This is a genomic window from Desulfopila inferna (genome assembly GCF_016919005.1).
GTDB lineage: Bacteria > Desulfobacterota > Desulfobulbia > Desulfobulbales > Desulfocapsaceae > Desulfopila_A > Desulfopila_A inferna.
On the sequence record NZ_JAFFQE010000004.1, the window covers coordinates 60,920 to 81,646 of the forward strand.

Sequence of the window (20,727 nt, forward strand, 5' to 3'; positions counted from 1 at the left end):
TTTGATTCCTTCTCCGTTTTTCTCCTGTCATTCCATCTTCGAGCCCTCCATCTCGAATATGATCACGGCCTGTGAGGTTTTTCCATCGATTTTCAACACTGCCGGTTTTTCCAGTTCGACATATCTCAGGTACTCGGTCTCGATCTCAGCCGGCCGGCTGTCCAGCCATTCCAGGTTGATGCGGCACTCGCCCTTGGGTGGAATTCCCAGGTAGTTTATGCCCAGCGAAGTTATGTTGTGAAAAAAATGGCTCCCCTGCGAAGGATCTGCATGAAGCTTTTCCGAGGTAGTTTCGATTATGGTATGGACTTCGGTTATGCCGCTCCATTTTATGGGGATTCCCAGCCATCTGTCGGCGGTTCCCCATCTGCCCGGACCGATAAGCAGATATCTTTTTCGGCGGGTCTTTAAGATGCCGTTCATTTTTTCGATTTCTTTGGCGATCTCCAGAGTCTTCCTGGTATCAAACCGCTCCGGTTTGACATAGAGAACAGAGGTGATTTGCGATTCCTGGCTGGGCCCCATGGCCATGTCGGAAAAGCACCAGGACCTACGGCGCTCCTGATCAGTTATTCTGACCTTGACTCTGCTCTGGGCCACGGCCATGGGACGTATCTGGAGGAGATAGAATTGAGGTATTTCTCCTTCCGCCAGATTGACGGCAAACTCTATCTCGACCGGACAGCCCATGCCTTTTTCACCGATCCCGAGGATCTTGAGTAACACTTTACCCAAGGGGAATTCCTGGTATTTCAAAATGGGGGCGAAGGTTATCACGGGATAGCCGTCGCCGCTGAAGAAATCACGTATTTTTTCATCCTGCGGACTATAGGTTGAGGCCAGTTTGCGAACAGGAAAATGACCGGCGGCCTGATCGACTTCTATTCTCTCAAGCATATCCTTGAGCGGTTCTTCCCCTTTCACCTGCATCTTCAGGGCATAGAAAAAATGCTGAGAGTTGCGGAGAATGTCATCGATATTGGAAAACTGGGGCAGGATTTGGGGGTAGACGGGAGAGAAGCGTAAGGCAGCACCCCCATCAACCACGATCTTGCCGAGACCCAGGGCGATATGGGCCACCCCTTCCGATGGTTTCATGCAGGAAACCGGATAAAAATTGTAGGAATGGGCCACCCCCGAAATTGCCGGGTAGAAGTAGCCGTCGTACTGATGGCCGACAAGCTGCTGAATTATCACCGCCATTTTGTCCTCCTCCTGCCGGTAAGTCGAGGTTTTGGCGAGAATTCGGGGGGTTTCCTGGAAAATGGACGAATAAATGAGCTTGATGGCCCTGACAAGATGATCCAGCCTGACATTGATGTCTGGATCATTGTTCGGCAGCATATAGGTGTTGTAAGCCCCAGCGCTGGCCCGGTAATGGGCATCCTCCAGAATCGCCGATGACCTTACCGCCAGCGGGAAGGTGGTATGCTTGAGGAACACCAGAATATCCTCCCGCAATTCTTCGGGGAAGGCGGTTTTGAGAAAACCCTTCTCTATTTCTTCATCATCTTCGATACCGGTGAAAAATGTAAAAATATTATTGAGTTTGGCGAAAATATCAAAGCCTTCGGTGGTTATCACCATGGTTTTCGGCAGCGAAATGGTGACCGAGTCGAACTGAGAGACAATATCGATTTCCTCGCGTAGCAGACTGGAAATAAAAGCCAGCCCCCTGGCCTTGCCGCCGAGGGAGCCTTTTCCGATTTTAATAAAATCGTGATCAGGATCAAACTCCTGCTGGACGAAGTCGGATACCAGACCGCGCTGCCGCTGCTTCAGTTTGTTGCGAATGATGGAAATCAGATACTGCCGTACTTCCTCGAGTCCATTAAAATCATCGAGTTTGGAGGATCGTATCCGCTGGGCTATCTCCATTTCGAACCTGGCCATCAACCACCTGGAGAAATCATTGCGGCGGCCATGATAGCCTATGGATTCAAGCGGCAGTTTTTTAAGAACGTTGGCCATGGAGCGCAGGTTGCCGGCACGTTCGATAATTTCACCGTTATCCTGGCGAAAGAGAAAATCCCCGAAGCCCAGGGAATGCCGAAAGAAGTTATCGAGATCACTATGCAGACTGGGTGAGTGCTTATCGGAGAACAGAGCCGGAATCTGCTCGGCCTTTTCCTTGTTTTCCGGCTCGGAGCTGAGGACGAGAAGCGGCAGGTCATTCTGCTCCCGCGAGATATTTTTGAGAAGGGTTATCCCGGCTTCCGGATCCTCCTTGCCGTCCTTTTCGAATCTGACATCGGAAATCACGCAGAACAGGTATTTCTTATACTTCTGGTAGAGCTCCCAGGCCTCCTCGTAATTCTCGGCCACCAGTATCTTAGGGCGGGTGCGCATGCGCAGCAGCCGGTCTTTCTCGTTGAGCGAATCGTCCATAACCGCCTGGGTCTGCAGGACAAGCTCACGGTACAGCACCGGCAGCAGGGAGGAGAGGTAAAAAGGTGAATCTTCAACAAAAATGATAACGCGAATGTTGGCCAGTGCTGTATCGAGCTCGACATTCATTTTGTCTTCCTGGTTTTTGACAATGGCCAGGAGAAGATCGGTGTTGCCGGACCAGAGCAGGGTCCGGTCAATGACGGAGCGGTCGACGTATTTCTTTTCTTCGAGGATACGCCCGGCATCATAGGCCAGATAATAGATGGGTATTTCAGGCTGAATCTCTTTCATCCTGCGGCAGAGGTCATGGGCATCCATATCGCCGATATGCGGCATGACGATGACAAGATCGAAATCCCCGCTGCTGATTTTTTTCAGAGCCTCACTGCCGTTGGAAATCCAGGTCAGCCGGGGCGGTCTGCTGAGATTGAGACCCCGGTATTCGTGGATAATTCTTTCAGCCAGCGGTCCATCCTCCTGCATGATGAAAGCATCATAGGTACTTGAGACCAGAAGGATTTCTGCAACCCTTTTGGTCATCAGCTCGTGAAAGGATTTAAAGCGGTGCTTTTCTATGCCATTTTGGGATTTGGGTAAGGTTTTCATGTCGGGCACCGTAAGCTGGGATTAACTCTTAAGCGGATGTTATAGCAATACGATATTGATTGTGAGATCTATAATTCATAGGGTAGTATAAATGGTGTTGGAATTGAAGTAATGAATCGTAACTATTCAGCAGCGCCCCATCTGCAGCAATCACATCCGGAGCACTGTGGAACCTGTTACAGTTAAGGCTAAACTGCTGGTCTCAAGCTCTTTGCCGAAGAGTTGCATGCAATCTGCGTTACCCCTTTGCTGTTGAAATTCCGATAAAATCATCATCACAGGCAGAGTAGGTTGTTTACCAACGAAAAAGCTGAAAAGGAGGAATAATGACTACAAAAATACTTGTTCCTATCGCCGACGGCATAGAAATGATCGAGGCTCTCAGTATTGTAGATGTTTTCAGGCGTGCCGGAGCCGAGGTCGATCTGGCCTCGGTTAATGATCTTGTCATTACTTCATCCCATAACGTCAAAATTACCGCGGATAAGCTTATTGGTGAATGTGTGGAGGAGAACTATGACCTGGTCGCCCTGCCCGGAGGGATTCCCGGTGCTGAAAATCTGAAGAATTCGGAAATACTGATCGAGATTCTGAGGAAACAGAATGCGGCTGATAAACTCTACGGAGCGATATGCGCGTCTCCAGCGGTTGTTCTTGAACATCATGGTCTGCTGGAGGGTAAAAAGGCCACCGGTCATCCCTTATTTGCCGCTGATCTCAGCAACCCCGCCGATGCGACCTTAAAGGTGGTCATGGATAAAAACTGCGTCACCAGCAGGGGAGCGGGCACGGCCGTGGATTTCTCACTGGAACTGCTCGGAATTGTAATGGGTGAGGAAAAAAAGAGAGAAGTTGCCAAGGGTATGGTAGTAGAGCTCAATTGATGGGCTTGTAAAAAGCTCGATCTACGATGTTGCAGATCTGAAACTGCGTAATTGACAGCACCGGGAAGAAAAGCCGGATTTTTGAATATATGTAAAAAATCGGAGATATCTCTGTCATCATTCCGACCACCGTCATCATTTCCGGACTCGATCCGGAATGTACTTAACTCAGGAATCCCGGCACTTGTGGGATACTGTTTACTCAATCCAGAAAAATTAAAATAAATCAATATGTCTGATTACCCATCGATATTCAATAACGTTATAGGCCCGATAATGCGTGGGCCGAGCAGTTCCCACACCGCAGCCTCTGTCAGAATAGGGCTGCTGGGCAGAATGCTGCTGCAGGATATCCCAAAACGAGCCATTATAACCTTCGATCCCGAGGGCTCCCTGGCTACGACCTACAGAGGACAGGGATCGGCCATGGGTCTCGCAGGAGGGCTGCTGGAAATGCAGATTTCCGATCCGGATCTGATCAATGCCGAACAGATCTGTCGGGAGCGTGGCATCGAGATACTCTTTCGCATAGAACCCCTGGCGGGAGATCATCCCAACACCTATCATATCGAGCTCACCGGCACACAAGGCAAAAAGGTGCAATTCGTGGCGCTGTCCACCGGCGGCGGCATAATCCGATTGGTCGAACTTGATGGCGGCATCATCGAGGATGACAGCTCTTATGTTCAATCTCTTTATCCGATCCAGCCGCAGGGCAATAGGGATCTGCCCTTTGTCACCATTGCCGAGATGGAGCAGCTTCTTTTGGAGAAGGGAGGGCGCCTCTCCGACTATGCTCTGTCCTATGAGTCCGCCCTGGGCGGTGTTGAGGAGAAAATAGTAGCCGACCTCGCAGCGGAACACCTTAGAGTGATGCGGGAGGCCGTGAGCGGAGGACTTGAGGGCACTAGCTATCAGGATCGCATTCTGCCGGCACAGTCACATCTCATCGGTGAGGCTGAAAACCGGAAGGAATTGATCCCCTCTGCTCTTATCAACGATGTCATTGCCTCAGTTTCTGCGGTCATGGAGACTAAAAGTTCGATGGGGGTCATCGTTGCGGCGCCGACCGCGGGATCCTGCGGCACCCTGCCCGGTGCTCTGTCCGCCGTTGCTGAAAAGACAGGCAAGACTGGGGAGGAAATGGAGCGGGCTGTTCTGGCCGCGGGCCTGCTGGGTGTTTTTATTGCCAGGGAGGGTGGTTTTGCGGCGGAGGAAGGCGGTTGCCAATATGAGTGTGGCGCAGCCTCCGGCATGACGGCGGCTGCTCTGGTCGAACTGATGGGAGGAGATGGTGCTACAGCTCTCAAAGCTGCTTCCATGGCACTGCAGAACACGCTGGGGCTGATCTGTGATCCGGTGGCTGACCGGGTTGAAGTTCCCTGTCTCGGCAAAAATATCATGGCGGCCCTCAACGCAGTGGCTGCCGCCAACATGGCGCTTGCCGGATTTGCCCACGTTATCCCGCTGGGGCAGGTTATCTGTGCCATGAAGGAAGTGGGGGCGGCCATGTGTCACCGTTTCCGCTGTACCTGTAAGGGAGGTTTGTCCATCACTCCGGCTGCTCAGGACATTCATGCGGGGTTAGGCGGCACCGCATGATTTCCGGTATCGTTTTGATTCATCCTGCTTATAGTTTTACCAATTCCTGCAAAGAAGGCAAAATGCATGCAACTCTTGCATTTTCAGGGAATGGTGTGTAAGTCCGCCAGTAGTTGAACGTTACCGGAAAAGAAACTTTTAAAAAAGGGAGCGGGATAATGGAACTCAAGCCAAACCAGGCAGCATTGATATTGGAAGCCGACGATAATAATGAGATAACCGTTCATGTCTCCTCGCCGGATCAGGAGGGTTTATCGGCAGCTATATGCCAAGCCATTGCCGTAAAGCTAATGGAAGATGAAAATTTTCAGAATGAATTGATGGAGATGATGGAAGAAGGTGACGAAGGGCACGAAGAACATTGATGGAAGTAAAAACCCCAATATTCCCGGTACCCTTCATTCCGGACTTGATCCTGAAACTGTAACTATTTAAAAACAAATAGATTCCGGATCAAGTCCGGAATGACGCAGAGGGCACGTCAGTGGTTTTACGCATTCATCAACATTGACAACCACTATCCATATTTCTGTTTGCCATCCGGGGGGAATCTTTTTCGGGTGGAATTTTCATCTGCAGGAAACCATTAACATAAATGTTCGCCTCCCGTATTTTTAGCCTCGAGATTTGCTTTTCTTCCTATATTTTTTTTCTAAGGTATTGACTTGAATCTTATCCTTTGGTAAGAAAACTCTTCCGGTTTTTAAAAAATGAGCGGGAATAACTCAGTGGTAGAGTGCAACCTTGCCAAGGTTGAAGTCGCGAGTTCGAATCTCGTTTCCCGCTCCATTTTCACTTCCCCAAGGATATTTCAGCAATATATCTATCTACCTCGAATTTCCGTCGGCAGCCGCGTTCATTCATATAGCGTATCTTGCCGAAAATCTCTCTTTCCGGCCAGGCCCTGTCGTGAACGCCGCCGATGGACCAGGCAATACCCGCATAGCCATTGGGATCGCACCCGTCAAGAGAATATTTGTCATTAAGATAAATGGTATTGTAAAGAGCCTCTTCGGGCCCTGCTGTCCATTCCATGATTTTCTTGGCCCAGTACATCCGCAGATAGCCATGCAGTTTATGACTCGTCAGCAGGTCCCGCTGGCATGAATTCCAGAGTTTTTCGTGCGTTTCCGCATTCTCCAGTTGGTTAAGATCATAGATGAATTCCCGTTTATCACCCCTGTGCAGGTTGAGGCTTTTCCGCGCCCAATCCGGAAAACCTTCAAAACTGTCGTACGATGCTTCGTAGAGGCAGAAATTGTCGGAAAGCTCCCTTCGTACGATAAGCTCCTCCAGAAAACACTCTTTACTGGCCTGCAGTGCCTCGGCTTTGTCAACCTCCCATGCCAGTCGCTGGGGAGCGAGATGGCCGAAGTGAAGATAGGGAGAGAGGCCCGACTGGCCGTTGAGGTTGGGGTTATTGCGCTCCTGCTCATAACGATCCAGACCACGCGCGAGAAATTTCCGCATGCTGGACAAAGCCTGCCTCTCTCCTGCTGGGAACCCGCAGGTAAATTCCTGCAGCATCGACTCCAGTTGGTAGGTGATATCCGGAAAATCAGCAGTATCAAGACCAGGATTGGAGGGATGACGGACAACCTCAACAAAATCAGTTAAATGATCAGAAAGAAGACGATTCACTTTGGGCCGCAGCGTATAGGCGGCATATTCTTTTTTGGTGGTGACAATCCAGGCAGGAATAATATTGTGTGCATCTACTTCGACAAAAGGAACAGTTATGACCTCCGTGATTTTCCGGCAGATCCGCCGCTTTTCCCGCAGCGGTGAAAAATCGCTAACCAGCAGGTGGCAGTCATATTTAACAAGAAAGCGGGGCAGGATATCTTCCGCCTCGCCATCAAGCACGGTGAATCCGATATTATATCTTTTGGCTTCTTCTCTCAGTTCAACCAGCCCTTCCAGCAGGAAAGGCTTTTGACAGGAGTGCTCTCCCATATTTTTAAAATAGAGGAGGACAACATGCAGATCTTTCTCTCGAAGAAGAGCTTCCTGCTGGGCGTAGAGCAGGGCCCAGTTGTCGGCGATGCGGTGTTCCCGATCCATCCAGTAAATGACAGGGCCTTCTCCCCTTTTCCCGTGGGAAATTTCCCTGCTGCGCTTAATAATATTTCTGTTTTTGCGTATCACCGGATACTCCTCGGGACGTGCTTTAGCTTTCAAACGTAATTAGCTGTTCTAAAATAGGATTCTGCTGTCATATTCGGTCGAAAGCACGGGCTCGATTTCAATAAGTTTCACCGATTGAGGTATTTTTGTATAACTACAATCTGCCGGAAATGCTCAGGCCGATAATCGGAAGGGGATCGTAATCGTCCTGAGACAGTTCATGGCCATCCCGATCATCGATTGTGAGCTCACCATTGAGCGAGACACCAAGGTAAGCATCCATGGTAACTGCAGGGTGTGCGGCCCATCCGACCCGCAGAAAAACAGGTATGCCTTCAAACTCGGCATAACCGGAAGGAGCGGCGCTGGAATCCTCGTCAAGGGCAAAACGGAGACTGCGGTAAACGCCGCCAATGGCGAAATCGAGCCGATCGTTGGGCCGGTAGCTCAGTTCGAGGCCCGCTGGTCCGAATGGTCCCGGGCGGAAGGGATTGGTGAGGAGGAGTTGTTCGGTGATCTGCCAGCGGATCATCATAAACGGGAACAGGCTGTTGTCCTCAAGTCCTCCGGTGTATCCGGCACCAAGACCGATACTTAATTCTTTGGAAAAACTGTACATATAGGAGGAAATAACACTGTAGACAAAACCGTCATCAAAATCCGCCTCCTGCTCGCTTGCCGTACCGATACTCCCGAAAAGACTCACTCGCCCTCTCTCGCCTGCTGGCATGGACAAAGGGATGCTTAAGGTCAAAAAATCGGCTCGATCCCAGAGCGGCATGGCGAGACCGTCAAAATCATAATCAACGGCGGTGTAATTCAGCCCCAGGCCAATGGAAAAATCACGGCCGATCATTTTTTCAGTGCTGCCACCGATGAAGAAGTGCTGACTTGAAAATTCACCACCGTTGTCAAAGTCGGCCTCGGTTGAAAGAAAGTATCCGGCGCTGGTCCGGTAGGACCATCCAGCCTCCGGTTGCGCCGAATATGACGTGCCGGCGGCGGTAACACCAAGCATACAGGCCGCTGTCAAAGCGGTGCGCCTGAGAAAGCGAATGTGCATATATTTTCTCCTTAAAGTCTGAAGATGATGGAACTGCAAACAGCAGGTGATGGTACTGCAAATTGCCCGGTATGGTTAAGCCTTGGTTTCATCAGTATTACAGGCCAGCAGCCAGGGAGGTCGACCGGCGTGGATCTGCACCGCCATACATCTTCCTGTCCTTTATCATGATAGACTGGATTGCTCCCATCGATGATTTCCGGACGATTTTATGTCCTTTCTCTTCAAGCAGATCAATAGTATCCGGGCTTATTCCTTCCTCGATATGTATCTCATCGGGCAGCCACTGGTGATGAACACGGGGTGCAGTAACCGCACTCTGAATATTGAGGCCGTGATCGATGACATTCATAATCACCTGAAGAGTGGTGGTGATGATGCGCGAGCCCCCGGGGCTTCCCGTAACCAGGAAGTTCCTGCCATCGTGTTTGACAATGGTCGGCGACATTGAACTGAGCATTCGTTTACCTGGCTCTATCTTGTTGGCCTCTCCGCCGATCAGGCCGTAGGCATTGGGTACACCCGGCTTGGCCGAGAAATCATCCATCTCGTTGTTGAGGAGAAATCCGGCGCCCTCAACCACTATGCCGGAGCCATAGCTAAAATTAATTGTGTAGGTATTGGATACCGCATTTCCGAACTGGTCGACAATGGAGAAATGGGTGGTCTCATTGCTCTCATAGGAGAGCGGTTCGCCTGGTGCTATATTCTTGCTGGGCGTGGCCTTGTCGTGGTCGATCTGCCTGGCAAGGTCGGCAGCATAGGCCTTCGAGGTAAGCTCTTTGAGGGGGACATCTACAAAATCTTGATCACCCAGGTAGTGTGAACGGTCGGCATAGGCGCGTTTCATTGCCTCCGCCATCAGATGAATCGAGCCGGCGGAATTGTGGCCATATGCAGATATCGGAAATGCTTCGAGTATATTGAGGATTTGAACTACGTGTACCCCTCCGGAACTTGGAGGTGACATGGAATAGATATCATAGCCCCGGTAGGTACCGTGCACAGGAGTTCTCATCACCGGTTGATAATTTATCATGTCCTCCATCGAGATCAGACCGCCATGTCTAACCATCTCGGACACCAGCAATTCGGCAGTTTTCCCTTCATAGAACTCTTTTGGCCCCAGAGCTGAAATTCGTTTCAGGGTTGCCGCGAGATCTTTTTGAATGAAGACATCGCCGGGCTGATAGTAGCTGCCATCCTCTTTATAAAAAATTTTCCTGCTCGAATCCCATTTCTTCAAGCGTTCTTCTGTTGCCTTCAACCCATCGCTCAAGCGTGGAGTTACCACAAATCCTTTTTCGGCCAGCTTAATAGCCGGTGCCATTGCCTGCTGCAGACTTATTGTTCCGTACTTTTCAAGAGCCAGTGCCAGGCCGGCAACCGTTCCGGGGACACCGGCGGCCAAGTGAGAATAGCGGGAGCGGTGACTGTCGGCATCGCCTTTATCATCGAGAAACATTTCTGTCGTTGCTTTTGCAGGAGCCTTTTCCCGATAGTCGATCGCAGTGATTTCATTCTTTTGTTCGGAGGAAATGAGCATGAAACCGCCACCGCCGATATTGCCGGAACGAGGTTGGGTCACGGCCAGGGAAAACGCTGCGGTTACCGCAGCATCGATGGCATTGCCACCCTGCCGCAAAACCTCCAGAGCCGACTCGGTGGCGAGAAAATGGCTGGTCACCACCATTCCCTTGTTTGCCTGCACCGGCTGCATCCGTTCGCCTTCGATGATAGCGGAGCCCCAGGCCAGCTGTACCGACAAAAGAATCGTACCTCCAACCATTGCCAAGACGGGTTTACAGTTCTGTTGAAATATTCTCATACACATACGATCTCCTTATGAAGTTTTAAAACATCTTTTGAGGCGAAAGATCGTCAAGCACGTGATACGTAAGGTACAGAAACTGCGACACTAATTTAGAAGGACATCTCTGGCCGTGTTGATTTTGGTGGCTAAAAAGGCAGAGCCTCCGCTGTCCGGATGGACCTTTTTTATAAGCCGTCGCCAGGCCTGGTGAATCTCCTCAGGCGAAGCATCGGGATCAACTCCGAGAATCTGATATGCCTCGTGTTTAGTCATCTTATCAAGGCTGGAAGTCCGGTCCTGCCCGGTAAAAGAATCAGGATCGATATGATCCCGCCAATCCGGATGGTAGCGATCAAGAAAAGATTCGAGTAAGGCGGCACTGTCCGTATCGGCATACATCTCCCGATAAAGGGATAACACCTCATCCTGATCCAGCGAAGACAGGCGGCTTCCTTTTTTGCTGCCGGTCAACACCATGCCGTCCATTTCCCCGGTATCGTGGTCCAGTTCCATTTCAAGATTTGCCGAGCGGACTGTTGATTTTTTTCCACCGGAATAGGTGGCGGGGCGTACAGCATTATTTCGCCGCCACCATGAAATGCCGAGAAGCATCAAAGGAACACCTATCACACCCCGCCGGAGAAGGGTCAGTGCTCCCCCCACTACCATAAGAAAAATCGGTCCGGCTTTTACCAGATAAGCAGCACTTTTCTGGGGTGGTATAGTGAGAATCAGCAAGAAGAGACCAATCACTAAAAAAAACAGCAATATAATATACGGTATCATCTTATCTCATAAAACCCAACTGAACTGGCTAAGAACCTTTAGACAGATTATTTTCTCGAAAAAAAGCTTTAATTTCCCAGGACAATACAATGGTGATCATCATGTCCTAAGTTGTTCAAGGAGAAGAAGCGCCTCGCGTCTGCCACTGCCAGCAAGGGCTTTTAATCCTCCTCTCGCATAGATTGCAACCGCGCCGAGAAGCTCGGCAAGCTCCCTCGCGGATTCGGGGCCAAGGTGGAAATAGGCACCGCCTGTGAGCCTTGCCATTTCACGAAAACCTCTTTCAGCCATGGCATCACGCCCCTCCTGAAAGAAAAAGCCGCGAACCCCTTTGAGGCCAAGTTCACCCGCTCTCTGACAGAGCATGTCGATATTTTCCTCCATCGCATCGCCGATATATACCAGCGCCGAGACCTTCGCCTTGGTTGTTTCGCGGAGGGTGTGGTTGAGGACCTTGCCAATCTGGGTATTTCCGCCCCGGCATTGGATGCCAAGCATCAGGTCGCGCAAGGCGGCGGCATTGATGACCCATTTAGAGGCGCGACATTCATCCAGGCCTCGAAAGTAGACGAGCTGCACGGACAAACCGCCGGTCTTGCCCACGACGTCGAACATCGAAGCCTGGATATTGACAGCCCTGTCCCAGGTCGGTTGACGACTCATGGTTGCATCCAATGCAAAAATCAGTCTCCCGTTTTGGCTCGGGCTCGTTTCGCCGGCCGCCTTGAGGAAAGAAGCGATCTCGCCTGAAGACGATCTTTTGCGAACCTCTTTGCGCCTGTTATCTGTGGAAGTAATTTCTCTTTCCTTCATACCATTTCCGTGTCAGTGAAGCAGCGAGATAAAATCCATATCCGTTTAATAAGATATTGTCAAAAGATCACTCTTTCAATGTGATTATGCCCAATGTGGAAATAAACCTCTTCCCTGGCGAACACTCCCAGTGCCTATCTTCCTGAGATCATGCTGCCTGATAATTGTTACCATGGGATTCTTTCAGCTTATCCGCCGGATATGATATAGTATCTATTATAAAGCCAGGAAGCAAGGCAAAGGCCGGGAAGAGAGAATATGCCCACCTTTACTCCGGAAGACATTCAGCAAGAGGAGGAGATTATGTTTGACATTAAGGACACCAGCCTTTTTCGCCACCAATGCTATATAGACGGTCAGTGGGTCGATGCAGCGGACGGCTCCACCCTGGAGGTAACGAATCCGGCAACCGGGAGTTCGCTGGGCACCGTTCCCGGTCTTGGAGCCGACGAGACACGCCGGGCCATCGAGGCTGCTAACCGGGCCTGGCCTGACTGGCGCGGCCAAATAGCAGCGGAGCGTTCAAGTATTCTACGTCGCTGGGCAGATCTGATATTGGACAATCAGGAGGATCTGGCCCGGCTTATGACGATTGAACAAGGCAAGCCGCTGGCGGAATCGCAGGGGGAAATCGCCTACGCTGCATCATTTATAGAATGGTTCGCCGAAGAGGCCAGAAGGATTTATGGAGATATCATCCCCTCACACCAGAGAGACAAGCGCATTCTGGTGATTAAACAGCCTGTCGGTGTCTGTGCGGCAATTACACCCTGGAACTTTCCGGCAGCCATGATCACCCGTAAAGCCGGAGCTGCTCTTGCAGCCGGCTGTACCATGGTAATCAAACCAGCTTCCGCTACTCCTTTTTCGGCGCTGGCTTTGGCGGAGCTTGGCGAGCGAGCGGGGATACCAGCCGGGGTCATAAATATGGTGACAGGTTCTTCGTCTGTCATTGGAGGAGAAATGACCTCAAATCCCCTGGTGCGTAAGCTGACCTTTACCGGCTCAACAAAAGTGGGTAAGACCTTAATGCAACAATGTGCCGGAACCATGAAAAAGCTCTCTCTGGAGCTTGGCGGCAATGCTCCCTTTATTGTGTTCAATGATGCCGATCTCGATTCCGCTGTCGAAGGAGCGGTTATCTCCAAATATCGTAATACCGGTCAGACCTGCGTCTGCGCCAACCGGTTTTTTATTCAGGATGAGATCCATGACGCCTTTACCGAAAAACTCGCTGCCCGGGTCAGGCAGATGAAAGTCGGCAACGGCCTGCATGACCAGGTGGATCAGGGACCGCTGATTGATGAAGCCGCGCTGAAAAAAGTTGAGGAGCATATACAGGATGCCGTCGCCAAAGGCGGGCGCATCGTCTGCGGCGGCAAGCGGCATAGCCTCGGCGGCACCTTCTTCGAACCGACAGTCCTCGCGGATATCAATTACGGCATGAAAATTACGACAGAGGAAACCTTCGGCCCTGTGGCGCCGCTCTACAAGTTCAAGACCGAGGAAGAAGTAATTTCCCTGTCCAACGATACGGAGTTCGGACTGGCCTCCTATGTTTACACCAGGGATCTGTCCCGGAGCTGGAGGCTGGCGGAAGCGCTGGAATATGGCATGGTCGGGATAAATACCGGTCTCATCTCAACTGCTGTCGCACCATTTGGCGGTATGAAGGAATCAGGTATCGGCCGTGAAGGAAGCAAGTATGGCTGTGATGATTACCTGGAAATCAAATACTTGTGCATGGGAGGAATCTGATGGAAAAACGCTTCTCCCCTGTGCATGATAGCAGTTACTACTATGAAACACCCCTGGAGGTCAGGAAAGGAACGTAATCTTTATCGCTGCCGTTAATGTGGTTTACCAGCCAATCGCTGAGAAAAGTAAGAACGGTTGATGAGAGATCCTGCTTACCCGCCTTGAATTCATCTTCGAACTGGAAAAGCATATCTTCGAAATAATCATGCTCCTGAAGGTGGTCATCCATATCCGGATATCCATGAACTTCAAAATAATGTTCTTCCCTGGCAAAGTGGGAAGATGCAAACGTGCCTATTTTGCCGAGTAGTTTCAAGAGAACCTGACGATCTTTTCCGGATTCATGAGCGTCGCTTAACTCATTTATAAGGTCAACAAGTAAGCGGTGCTGCTGGTCAATTATCTCGATATTGGTGTTGAATTGCGGCATCCAGTAGATCAGGGCCATCTAAATTACCTCTATTTACGTAAGTCTATATGAGCTGAGTAATAAATGTTAAAAATCAATTTATGGTAAGCACTTATCAGTGCGATTGCCAAATATACACAGATGATACCGGAAATGCAAAAACTTCCGGAATGAGTTTTGTGCATAGTGCAGTTTTCGGATGGTCAAGACAGGTATCTAATCCAGCTGAGCTTGATCAGTCCCCCGTGGTGTATTTGAGATGTTTGTTTTAAACTTATTTCCTGATTATCCCTAATCCTCAGCTCAAACTCGGGACTGCTCTTTTTACGGGTCTCTTCAGCCCGGACGGCTGCAGCGAGGCCGCCTGGCCGGAGAAAAAATAGAACCTGAAATCGAGGCAACGACCCCTCCGGAACAAGAAGTCGTTGTTATTGTATAATGCAGAGAGTGTGTCGAGAGATTTACCTGCCGTCGAGCATCCGACCGAGGCCGCCGAGAACACTTCCCTCTCCCTGGGATTTTCCGCCCGAGGCGGGTGCGTGTTCTAAGATCCTGTCGGCCATACGGGAGAAGGGAAGGCTTTGCAGCCATACCGAGCCATGGCCTGTAAGGGTTGCAAAGAAGAGTCCTTCACCCCCGAAGAACATGCTTTTTAGCCCTTTGACCATCTGGATGTCATAGTCGATATTTCCTGTAAAAGCGGCGAGGCAGCCAGTGTCTACCCGCAGTGTTTCTCCCCTCAACTCTTTTCTGACCACTGTACCTCCTGCATGTATGAAGGCCATGCCGTCTCCCTGGAGTCTCTCGAGAATAAATCCTTCACCACCGAAGAATCCCGTGCCGAGTTTTCGTTGGAAGGCAATGCCGATATTGGTGCCCAGTGCCGCACAGAGAAAAGCATCCTTCTGGCAGAACAGCACTTCTCCGACTTCAGCCATATTTACAGGAACAATAGTGCCGGGAAACGGTGCGGCAAAGGCCACCCTTTTTTTACCCGAACCGTGATTGGTGAAATGGGTCATAAAGAGAGATTCTCCGGAAATCACCCGTTTTCCCGCGGAGAAGAGCTTTCCCATAAATCCCTGATCCGGCTCCGAACCATCGCCCATCTTGGCCTGAAAATCGATCCCGTCCTCCATGTAGTTCATAGCTCCCGCTTCGGCAACTACAGTTTCGTTAGGATCGAGTTCAACTTCGACCATCTGCATATCATGGCCGATAATTTCATAATCAACTTCGTGACATCTCATAGCTTTTTTCTCCCTTAAATCATTGTCATCAGCAATCCGGTGCTGCGGATTGCAGCAGAATATACCTAACCCAGCCGGGCTGGACTCTTTACAGTACCCCCTTGAGGGGTATAAGAACCTTGAGACAGAATGGCGATTTTCATAATCATCGGGCATTTATATGTTCGGTCAGATAGCGGAGATAGTAGCCATCCGTGCCACAGCAGCCGCCAAGAATTTTTACGCCGAATTTACGGTTGAGCTGCAGCATGTTTTCTCCCCAGTGCTGTAGATCATCCTGGTGTAGAATAGCGGCTCCATCCAACTGGCTGTGATCTAGAGATGAACTGTTCGCCTGGATGCCGATGAGCCGTTGAAAAAGCTCCGGCTCCTGTTCCTGCGCCCGAATGAAGGTGGGATAGACGCAGTTCACCATGTATCCCAACGGCGGATTCTTTACTTGAGAGTCAATATGGTTAATGGCATCAAGGAGAGGGGTGGAGTCGAGTATCCGGGCTTTTGAATTGATGACAAAACTGATCAAAGCAGGGATGCCGCAGCTGGAAAGTGCCCGTGCCATGCCCAGGGCCTCAGAAACGGCTGGAATGGTCTGGGCGACAATACAATCTATACCTGCTGCGGCCAGCCGGTCTATCTGCCATCCGTGATATTTTTCGGCTGCATCTGCATTGAGAGATTCATCCGGTTTGTAACAATCATTCTTGGGGCCGATCAAGCCTCCTACATACACCGCTGATTGCGAATCAACCCGCTTCGCCTGAATCTCACGCATAAAGCTGACCGCATCAGTAAGGAGTGATTCATCGAAACCGGCTTCTGCCAGCCGTGTCCTGTCGACCCTCCAGGTCGGGGCACAGAGAAGTATGGGCAGGGAGGCCTGTGCGGCGATATCTCGGTATTGCAGATAAATTTCTGCGAGTTTTTTCCGTCCGTTGGAATCATAGATAAGCGGCGTATTGAAGAGTGTCGGATGAAGCCGGACACCTTCGTCACGGCGCAGTCTTTCAGAAATGGCGCACTCCGTGAGCACCAGTGAGGAGGTGGTGAGGGTCGTCTGGAAATTCATCATCTATATTGGCAGCGGGAAGGATTATTAATACCTGGCGGCGAGATGAATGCCCGCAAGCATGCATCGTATCGAGCCGCCGGCAAGTTCGATAGTCGGCACGACCAGAGGGACGAGCTTAGCCGATTTTTCAATGATTGCCTTCTGCTCATCACTCAGAGATGCGGCAGCACGGGCGGAAATTGCCAGAATCCTGCCATTTGAGGTGGAGAGTTCCATGGCATTTCCGGCAAATTCTTCTATCTGATAATGGCTGAGTTCGATAACATCGCGGCCTACTTCAGCTATGCGCCGTCGGATTTCTTCCCTGCGGGCATAATCTCTAATGATGTCGAAACCGACCAGAGCGAACTCGGTGGCAATACACATCATTACATTGGTGTGATAAATCGAATTACCGTTTTTGTCAGCTGTGGCAAAGGCCATGGGCTCAAAATTGAAATGGGTGCAGAATCGTTCCAGAGCGATGGCGTCTGCACGGTTGGACTTTGCTGTATAGGCGATGCGGGCAATATGATCGAGAACCATAGCACCCGTACCTTCGAGAAAAAGGTTGTCGTATTCCAGGCTGGAGTAATCGATGACATCCTGTACGCGGTATTCGGCTTTGAGCATTTCTATGATATCGCTGCGCCTCTCTCTCCGCCGGCTGGGCGAGTGCATGGGAAATATGGCGACATGTCCTCCCTGATGCGTGGAAAACCAGTTGTTGGGAAAAACCGAGTCAGGGGTGTCTTTAATGCCCCGATCCTCGAAAATATGGACACGCACGCCTTCGGCCTCAAGCCTCGAGGCGGCGGCGGAAACCTCTTCAAAGGCCTGCCTGGCGATGGTGGCAGGCGAAGAGTCATCCTCGCTGCGCTGAAAGGCATTATCGGTGGCGGTTTCCGGATTGGAATGAAATCTGTGCGGTCGGATCATGACGACGGCGCCCGGAGCCTGGATGTGTTGTAGCGTCATATGTTTCCTGGAAAGATATCCGGTTAAGCAAGAGAAAATACCTGTCAGAGTCTCTAGCATCCTACTTTAATGATGAATTTACCCTATACCGCGACCAGCTACAATACATATGTTGTAGGAACATTCTTCCATTACAGGACCCCTCCGCAATTTTTTCTCAATCCGGTTCAGCTTTTCGGAGATGAGCAGCTTAAGATGAGGCTCTAACTTTGAAAACATGCTTGTGTCCTTGCCTTTTTAATGTTGGGATTATATGATTTTTCAAAGGATCTGCATAACTGAAAACTTTAAAAGAGTAGTTCAGCTATAGGTTAGCAGGGGGATTTCCCTGTAGTACCGAAGCATCGGGAAAAAAACAATCAAAAGGAGCGGAGCGAATGGGTGAAATTCAAGAACCTCTGTGGGAGCGAACCTTACGAAGAATTCAAGATATCTGGCCTCTTGCCGATTCCGTTGTCCCTAGAAACAGATTTTCCACTGACCTGCCCCATAGTGATCTTCCTCGACTGCGTAAGAAAATCGACTCCTGCCTCGACGGCAAAGGGGGAGAGGTCTCGGCCAGATCCCGTGCGGCGGAGTTGGGTAAAACCTATTCCAACCTCAACGAAACCGGGAGACGCAGGTTCCTGGAGCTGCTCGCCACCGAGTATGATGTCGATTATGACGGCGTCGAAGATGCCATCAACCGCCGCAGAGAGGCAGAGAGTATCGAGGAGCTGCAGCAGGCCGCCCTTGATCTGCGCTATCTGCTGGAGGCCCCGAGGGTAAAGCTTTTCAAACAGTTCAATGAATTGGAAGAAGGGGTTAAGTTTCTGGTTGATCTGCGCGTTGAACTGATCCGCTGGGCCAGGGAGGACAGCCGCCTCAAGTCGCTTGATCTTGATGTCTATCAGCTGCTCTGCTCCTGGTTTGATGTCGGGTTTCTTGATCTCCAGCAGATTACCTGGAAAACTTCTGCGGCGCTTCTGGAGAAGCTCATCGACTATGAAGCCGTTCATGAGATCCGGTCCTGGGATGATCTTAAGCACCGGCTGGAGGAAGACAGATTGTGTTATGCCTTTTTCCATCCGCGTATGCCGGACGAGCCGCTTATATTTGTAGAAGTTGCTCTGGTCAACGGCATGAGCTGCAATATTCATGAGGTACTGGATGTTAAAGCACCTAATTGTGATCCGGCAAAGGCCGATACGGCAATATTTTATTCCATTTCAAACTGCCAGCGGGGATTGGCCGGGGTTAGCTTTGGTAATTTTCTCATTAAACGTGTAGTTGCCGATCTGGTGGGGAAAATGCCTAACCTGAAGAAATTCTGCACACTTTCTCCCATACCGGGATTTCTTGCATGGCTGCGGCAGCACGAGGATTCGCAGGAGCTTTCCGAATTTGATGAATCCGTGGTCGGCTTTCTTCTGCAGGCGGGAGATGATCCCGGTACACTGAAGAAGGTTCTGCGCAACAAAGCGTCGATGGCTGATCAGGCTGCTAATAAAGGATTGCGGTCATCCATCATGGGGTTGTGCGCCCATTATCTGGTTAACGCCAGAAGAGGGGAGCAGGTCTATGACAGAGTCGCCAATTTCCACCTCACCAATGGAGCCCGTATAGAACGGATCAACTGGTCGGCAAACCTCTCCAGTCAAGGGCTGCGGCAGTCTGCCGGACTTATGGTGAATTATCTTTACGATCTTCGGGAAATTGAAAAAAACCATGAGCTGTATCGGACCCACGGCGAGGTTCCCATTTCAACTGCGGTCAAAAGGCTGCTGAAATGACGAGAGGTGTTTTACTTCTTTGTGTTACCAAAAGGTAACGTGAGTGACAGGGTGAGATCAAAGGAGTCTTTACCGACTGCCGCGTGAATGTATTGGTGGTTATGTTGAAGAAAAATAAGATGTTGTAAATAGATATGATCAAAGAACAATAATGGAATTCGTCTGGAGTTTTCAAGGGTATCCCAAAAACAGAACCATTTTGGCATACCGATTGCTTTCTATTGAAGCAGAAATGAAAAGAGGTTGTCAAAAAAATAATGATCCTGTAAAATTCATAAAAAATAACCTCCGAGCCAAACAGCCTAAGTCGAAAGATAAGGTCCGCGGCCGATAGGGTCCGGTTGGAAACAGCCCGGCCTCCCGACATTGGAAAGGAGAACTCATGTCAAAAAACCATCTGAATGAATCGCGCCGTGCTATTGATACAGCGGTGCCCGCTAACCAACTGATTGATAATTACCACAGAAGCATCACCTATCTCCGCCTCTCCGTAACTGATCGGTGTGATCTGCGCTGCCGCTATTGTTGTCCGGAGAAAGGAATCCAGCTGGTTCCCCATGATGAAATTCTCACCTTTGAAGAACTGCTAAGACTCGTCCGAATCTTCGCGTCTCTTGGAGTAAGCAAATACCGCATCACCGGTGGTGAACCTTTTGCGAGAAAAGGGCTGCTTACCTTCCTCAAGGATTTGAAGCAGATCGAGGGTGTAGGATCTCTCTATATTACTACAAACGGGGTGCAGGCAGGCAGACATCTGGATGGACTGGTGTCCGCCGGTATTGACGGCATTAATCTCAGCCTCGACACCCTGGAAAAAAAACGATTCTGGAAAATAACCAGGCGTGATCGTCTTGAAGATGTTCTGCACACACTTCATGGAGCATTGCAGAAAAAAATACCCATCAAAATAAACAGCGTCGTCCAGGATGATACCACTGACGAAGAGCTCAGAGCTCTGATTGATCTCGGCAAAAACGATCCGGTGACTGTTCGATTTATTGAGACCATGCCTTTTTCCGGGTCCGGAGAGATACAGAATCACGACAGCGATCGTCTTTTTGACCGGTTGAAGAACATCTTTCCTGCCATGGAGGAAGACGTGAATATTGAACCCTCGACGGCAAGGCTTTTTGTCCTCCCCCGGCACAGTGGGAAAATCGGCCTGATCGAAGGCCACTCCAGGCATTTTTGTAAAACATGCAATAAGGTGCGGATAACTCCGACCGGAATGTTGAAGACCTGCCTCTATGATAACGGTGCACTGGATCTCAGAGCCCAGTTGCGCAACGGTTGCAACGACAAGGAACTACGAGAACAAATCATCCATTGTGCACAAAACAGTTGGGTTGATGGTCATGCGGCGGAGCGTGTATCCAATAGATCCTCGGAGCCGTCAATGGCCGGAATAGGAGGCTGAGACTAGATTA

The 20,727-nt window shown here is 50.3% G+C and carries 16 protein-coding genes, 1 tRNA gene and 1 riboswitch; of the genes, 7 read left to right on the forward strand and 10 right to left on the reverse strand.

Annotated elements, in window-relative coordinates; translation table 11 throughout:
* Positions 1-27 precede the first annotated feature (27 nt).
* The gene (locus JWG88_RS11250) at positions 28-2,997 is read right to left on the reverse strand and encodes a PEP/pyruvate-binding domain-containing protein (RefSeq protein ID WP_205233856.1); all 2,970 of its coding nucleotides are present in this window, start codon (positions 2,995-2,997) and stop codon (positions 28-30) included.
* A gap of 326 nt (positions 2,998-3,323) precedes the next feature.
* Between JWG88_RS11250 and JWG88_RS11255 the strand changes: the two genes are divergently transcribed.
* The 4 genes from JWG88_RS11255 to JWG88_RS11270 all read left to right on the forward strand — a co-directional run bounded on the left by JWG88_RS11255 (position 3,324) and on the right by JWG88_RS11270 (position 6,272).
* Positions 3,324-3,881, forward strand: coding sequence for a DJ-1 family glyoxalase III (locus tag JWG88_RS11255; protein ID WP_205233857.1), 558 nt, complete (start codon positions 3,324-3,326; stop codon positions 3,879-3,881).
* Between the two features lie 231 nt (positions 3,882-4,112).
* Positions 4,113-5,483: an L-serine ammonia-lyase, iron-sulfur-dependent, subunit alpha gene (locus JWG88_RS11260; protein ID WP_205233858.1), complete on the forward strand. Its 1,371-nt coding sequence runs from the start codon at positions 4,113-4,115 to the stop codon at positions 5,481-5,483.
* 158 nt (positions 5,484-5,641) lie between these two features.
* Positions 5,642-5,848 carry a twitching motility protein gene (locus tag JWG88_RS11265; RefSeq protein WP_205233859.1) on the forward strand — a complete coding sequence of 69 codons (207 nt, stop codon included), beginning with the start codon at positions 5,642-5,644 and terminating at the stop codon, positions 5,846-5,848.
* Between the two features lie 349 nt (positions 5,849-6,197).
* A tRNA-Gly gene (locus JWG88_RS11270) sits at positions 6,198-6,272 on the forward strand.
* Positions 6,273-6,275: 3 nt separating this feature from the next.
* Here the strand turns inward: JWG88_RS11270 and JWG88_RS11275 are convergent.
* From JWG88_RS11275 to JWG88_RS11295, 5 genes are all read right to left on the reverse strand, one after another.
* On the reverse strand, positions 6,276-7,631 hold the full coding sequence (locus JWG88_RS11275; protein ID WP_337833120.1) for a deoxyribodipyrimidine photo-lyase: 1,356 nt from the start codon (positions 7,629-7,631) through the stop codon (positions 6,276-6,278).
* A gap of 133 nt (positions 7,632-7,764) precedes the next feature.
* A complete protein-coding gene (locus tag JWG88_RS11280) occupies positions 7,765-8,673 on the reverse strand; it encodes a hypothetical protein (RefSeq protein WP_205233860.1) in 909 nt (302 codons plus the stop codon).
* A gap of 97 nt (positions 8,674-8,770) precedes the next feature.
* The gene (gene ggt, locus JWG88_RS11285; protein WP_353740676.1) at positions 8,771-10,462 is read right to left on the reverse strand and encodes a gamma-glutamyltransferase; all 1,692 of its coding nucleotides are present in this window, start codon (positions 10,460-10,462) and stop codon (positions 8,771-8,773) included.
* A gap of 129 nt (positions 10,463-10,591) precedes the next feature.
* Positions 10,592-11,272 (reverse strand): J domain-containing protein, encoded by a 681-nt coding sequence (locus JWG88_RS11290; RefSeq protein WP_205233862.1) that lies wholly within the window; start codon positions 11,270-11,272, stop codon positions 10,592-10,594.
* A gap of 99 nt (positions 11,273-11,371) precedes the next feature.
* Entirely contained in the window at positions 11,372-12,085 is a 714-nt protein-coding gene (locus JWG88_RS11295; protein ID WP_205233863.1) for a vWA domain-containing protein, read from the reverse strand.
* 303 nt (positions 12,086-12,388) lie between these two features.
* On the opposite strand from JWG88_RS11295, the gene gabD reads away from it, so the two are divergent.
* Positions 12,389-13,843: an NADP-dependent succinate-semialdehyde dehydrogenase gene (gabD, locus tag JWG88_RS11300; RefSeq protein ID WP_205233864.1), complete on the forward strand. Its 1,455-nt coding sequence runs from the start codon at positions 12,389-12,391 to the stop codon at positions 13,841-13,843.
* A 40-nt stretch (positions 13,844-13,883) separates the two neighbouring features.
* Here gabD and JWG88_RS11305 read toward each other — a convergent pair whose 3' ends face one another.
* From JWG88_RS11305 to ctlX, 4 genes are all read right to left on the reverse strand, one after another.
* Positions 13,884-14,291: a bacteriohemerythrin gene (locus tag JWG88_RS11305; RefSeq protein WP_205233865.1), complete on the reverse strand. Its 408-nt coding sequence runs from the start codon at positions 14,289-14,291 to the stop codon at positions 13,884-13,886.
* Positions 14,292-14,713: 422 nt separating this feature from the next.
* Complete coding sequence (locus JWG88_RS11310) at positions 14,714-15,502, reverse strand: TIGR00266 family protein (RefSeq protein WP_205233866.1); 789 nt, start codon at positions 15,500-15,502, stop codon at positions 14,714-14,716.
* A 145-nt stretch (positions 15,503-15,647) separates the two neighbouring features.
* Complete coding sequence (locus JWG88_RS11315; protein WP_205233867.1) at positions 15,648-16,571, reverse strand: homocysteine S-methyltransferase family protein; 924 nt, start codon at positions 16,569-16,571, stop codon at positions 15,648-15,650.
* A gap of 24 nt (positions 16,572-16,595) precedes the next feature.
* A complete protein-coding gene (ctlX, locus tag JWG88_RS11320) occupies positions 16,596-17,528 on the reverse strand; it encodes a citrulline utilization hydrolase CtlX (RefSeq protein ID WP_205233868.1) in 933 nt (310 codons plus the stop codon).
* A gap of 377 nt (positions 17,529-17,905) precedes the next feature.
* Between ctlX and JWG88_RS11325 the strand changes: the two genes are divergently transcribed.
* Together JWG88_RS11325 and moaA are read left to right on the forward strand one after the other, a co-directional pair.
* A complete protein-coding gene (locus tag JWG88_RS11325) occupies positions 17,906-19,300 on the forward strand; it encodes a malonyl-CoA decarboxylase domain-containing protein (protein WP_205233869.1) in 1,395 nt (464 codons plus the stop codon).
* Between the two features lie 274 nt (positions 19,301-19,574).
* Positions 19,575-19,693, forward strand: a riboswitch (molybdenum cofactor riboswitch).
* Complete coding sequence (gene moaA / locus JWG88_RS11330) at positions 19,683-20,717, forward strand: GTP 3',8-cyclase MoaA (RefSeq protein WP_205233870.1); 1,035 nt, start codon at positions 19,683-19,685, stop codon at positions 20,715-20,717. It overlaps the preceding riboswitch by 11 nt.
* Positions 20,718-20,727: the final 10 nt, after the last annotated feature.

Bases quoted from the DNA above. Each gene is read 5' to 3' on its own strand.
- JWG88_RS11310 (WP_205233866.1), bottom strand. From the start codon at position 15,502: ATGAGATGTCACGAAGTTGATTATGAAATTATCGGCCATGATATGCAG.
- ctlX (WP_205233868.1), bottom strand. From the start codon at position 17,528: ATGACGCTACAACACATCCAGGCTCCGGGCGCCGTCGTCATGATCCGA.
- JWG88_RS11265 (WP_205233859.1), top strand. From the start codon at position 5,642: ATGGAACTCAAGCCAAACCAGGCAGCATTGATATTGGAAGCCGACGAT.
- JWG88_RS11260 (WP_205233858.1), top strand. From the start codon at position 4,113: ATGTCTGATTACCCATCGATATTCAATAACGTTATAGGCCCGATAATG.
- JWG88_RS11325 (WP_205233869.1), top strand. From the start codon at position 17,906: ATGGGTGAAATTCAAGAACCTCTGTGGGAGCGAACCTTACGAAGAATT.
- JWG88_RS11255 (WP_205233857.1), top strand. From the start codon at position 3,324: ATGACTACAAAAATACTTGTTCCTATCGCCGACGGCATAGAAATGATC.
- JWG88_RS11280 (WP_205233860.1), bottom strand. From the start codon at position 8,673: ATGCACATTCGCTTTCTCAGGCGCACCGCTTTGACAGCGGCCTGTATG.
- JWG88_RS11250 (WP_205233856.1), bottom strand. From the start codon at position 2,997: ATGAAAACCTTACCCAAATCCCAAAATGGCATAGAAAAGCACCGCTTT.
- JWG88_RS11290 (WP_205233862.1), bottom strand. From the start codon at position 11,272: ATGATACCGTATATTATATTGCTGTTTTTTTTAGTGATTGGTCTCTTC.
- JWG88_RS11295 (WP_205233863.1), bottom strand. From the start codon at position 12,085: ATGAAGGAAAGAGAAATTACTTCCACAGATAACAGGCGCAAAGAGGTT.
- JWG88_RS11305 (WP_205233865.1), bottom strand. From the start codon at position 14,291: ATGGCCCTGATCTACTGGATGCCGCAATTCAACACCAATATCGAGATA.
- JWG88_RS11315 (WP_205233867.1), bottom strand. From the start codon at position 16,571: ATGATGAATTTCCAGACGACCCTCACCACCTCCTCACTGGTGCTCACG.
- moaA (WP_205233870.1), top strand. From the start codon at position 19,683: ATGTCAAAAAACCATCTGAATGAATCGCGCCGTGCTATTGATACAGCG.
- ggt (WP_353740676.1), bottom strand. From the start codon at position 10,462: ATGGTTGGAGGTACGATTCTTTTGTCGGTACAGCTGGCCTGGGGCTCC.
- gabD (WP_205233864.1), top strand. From the start codon at position 12,389: ATGTTTGACATTAAGGACACCAGCCTTTTTCGCCACCAATGCTATATA.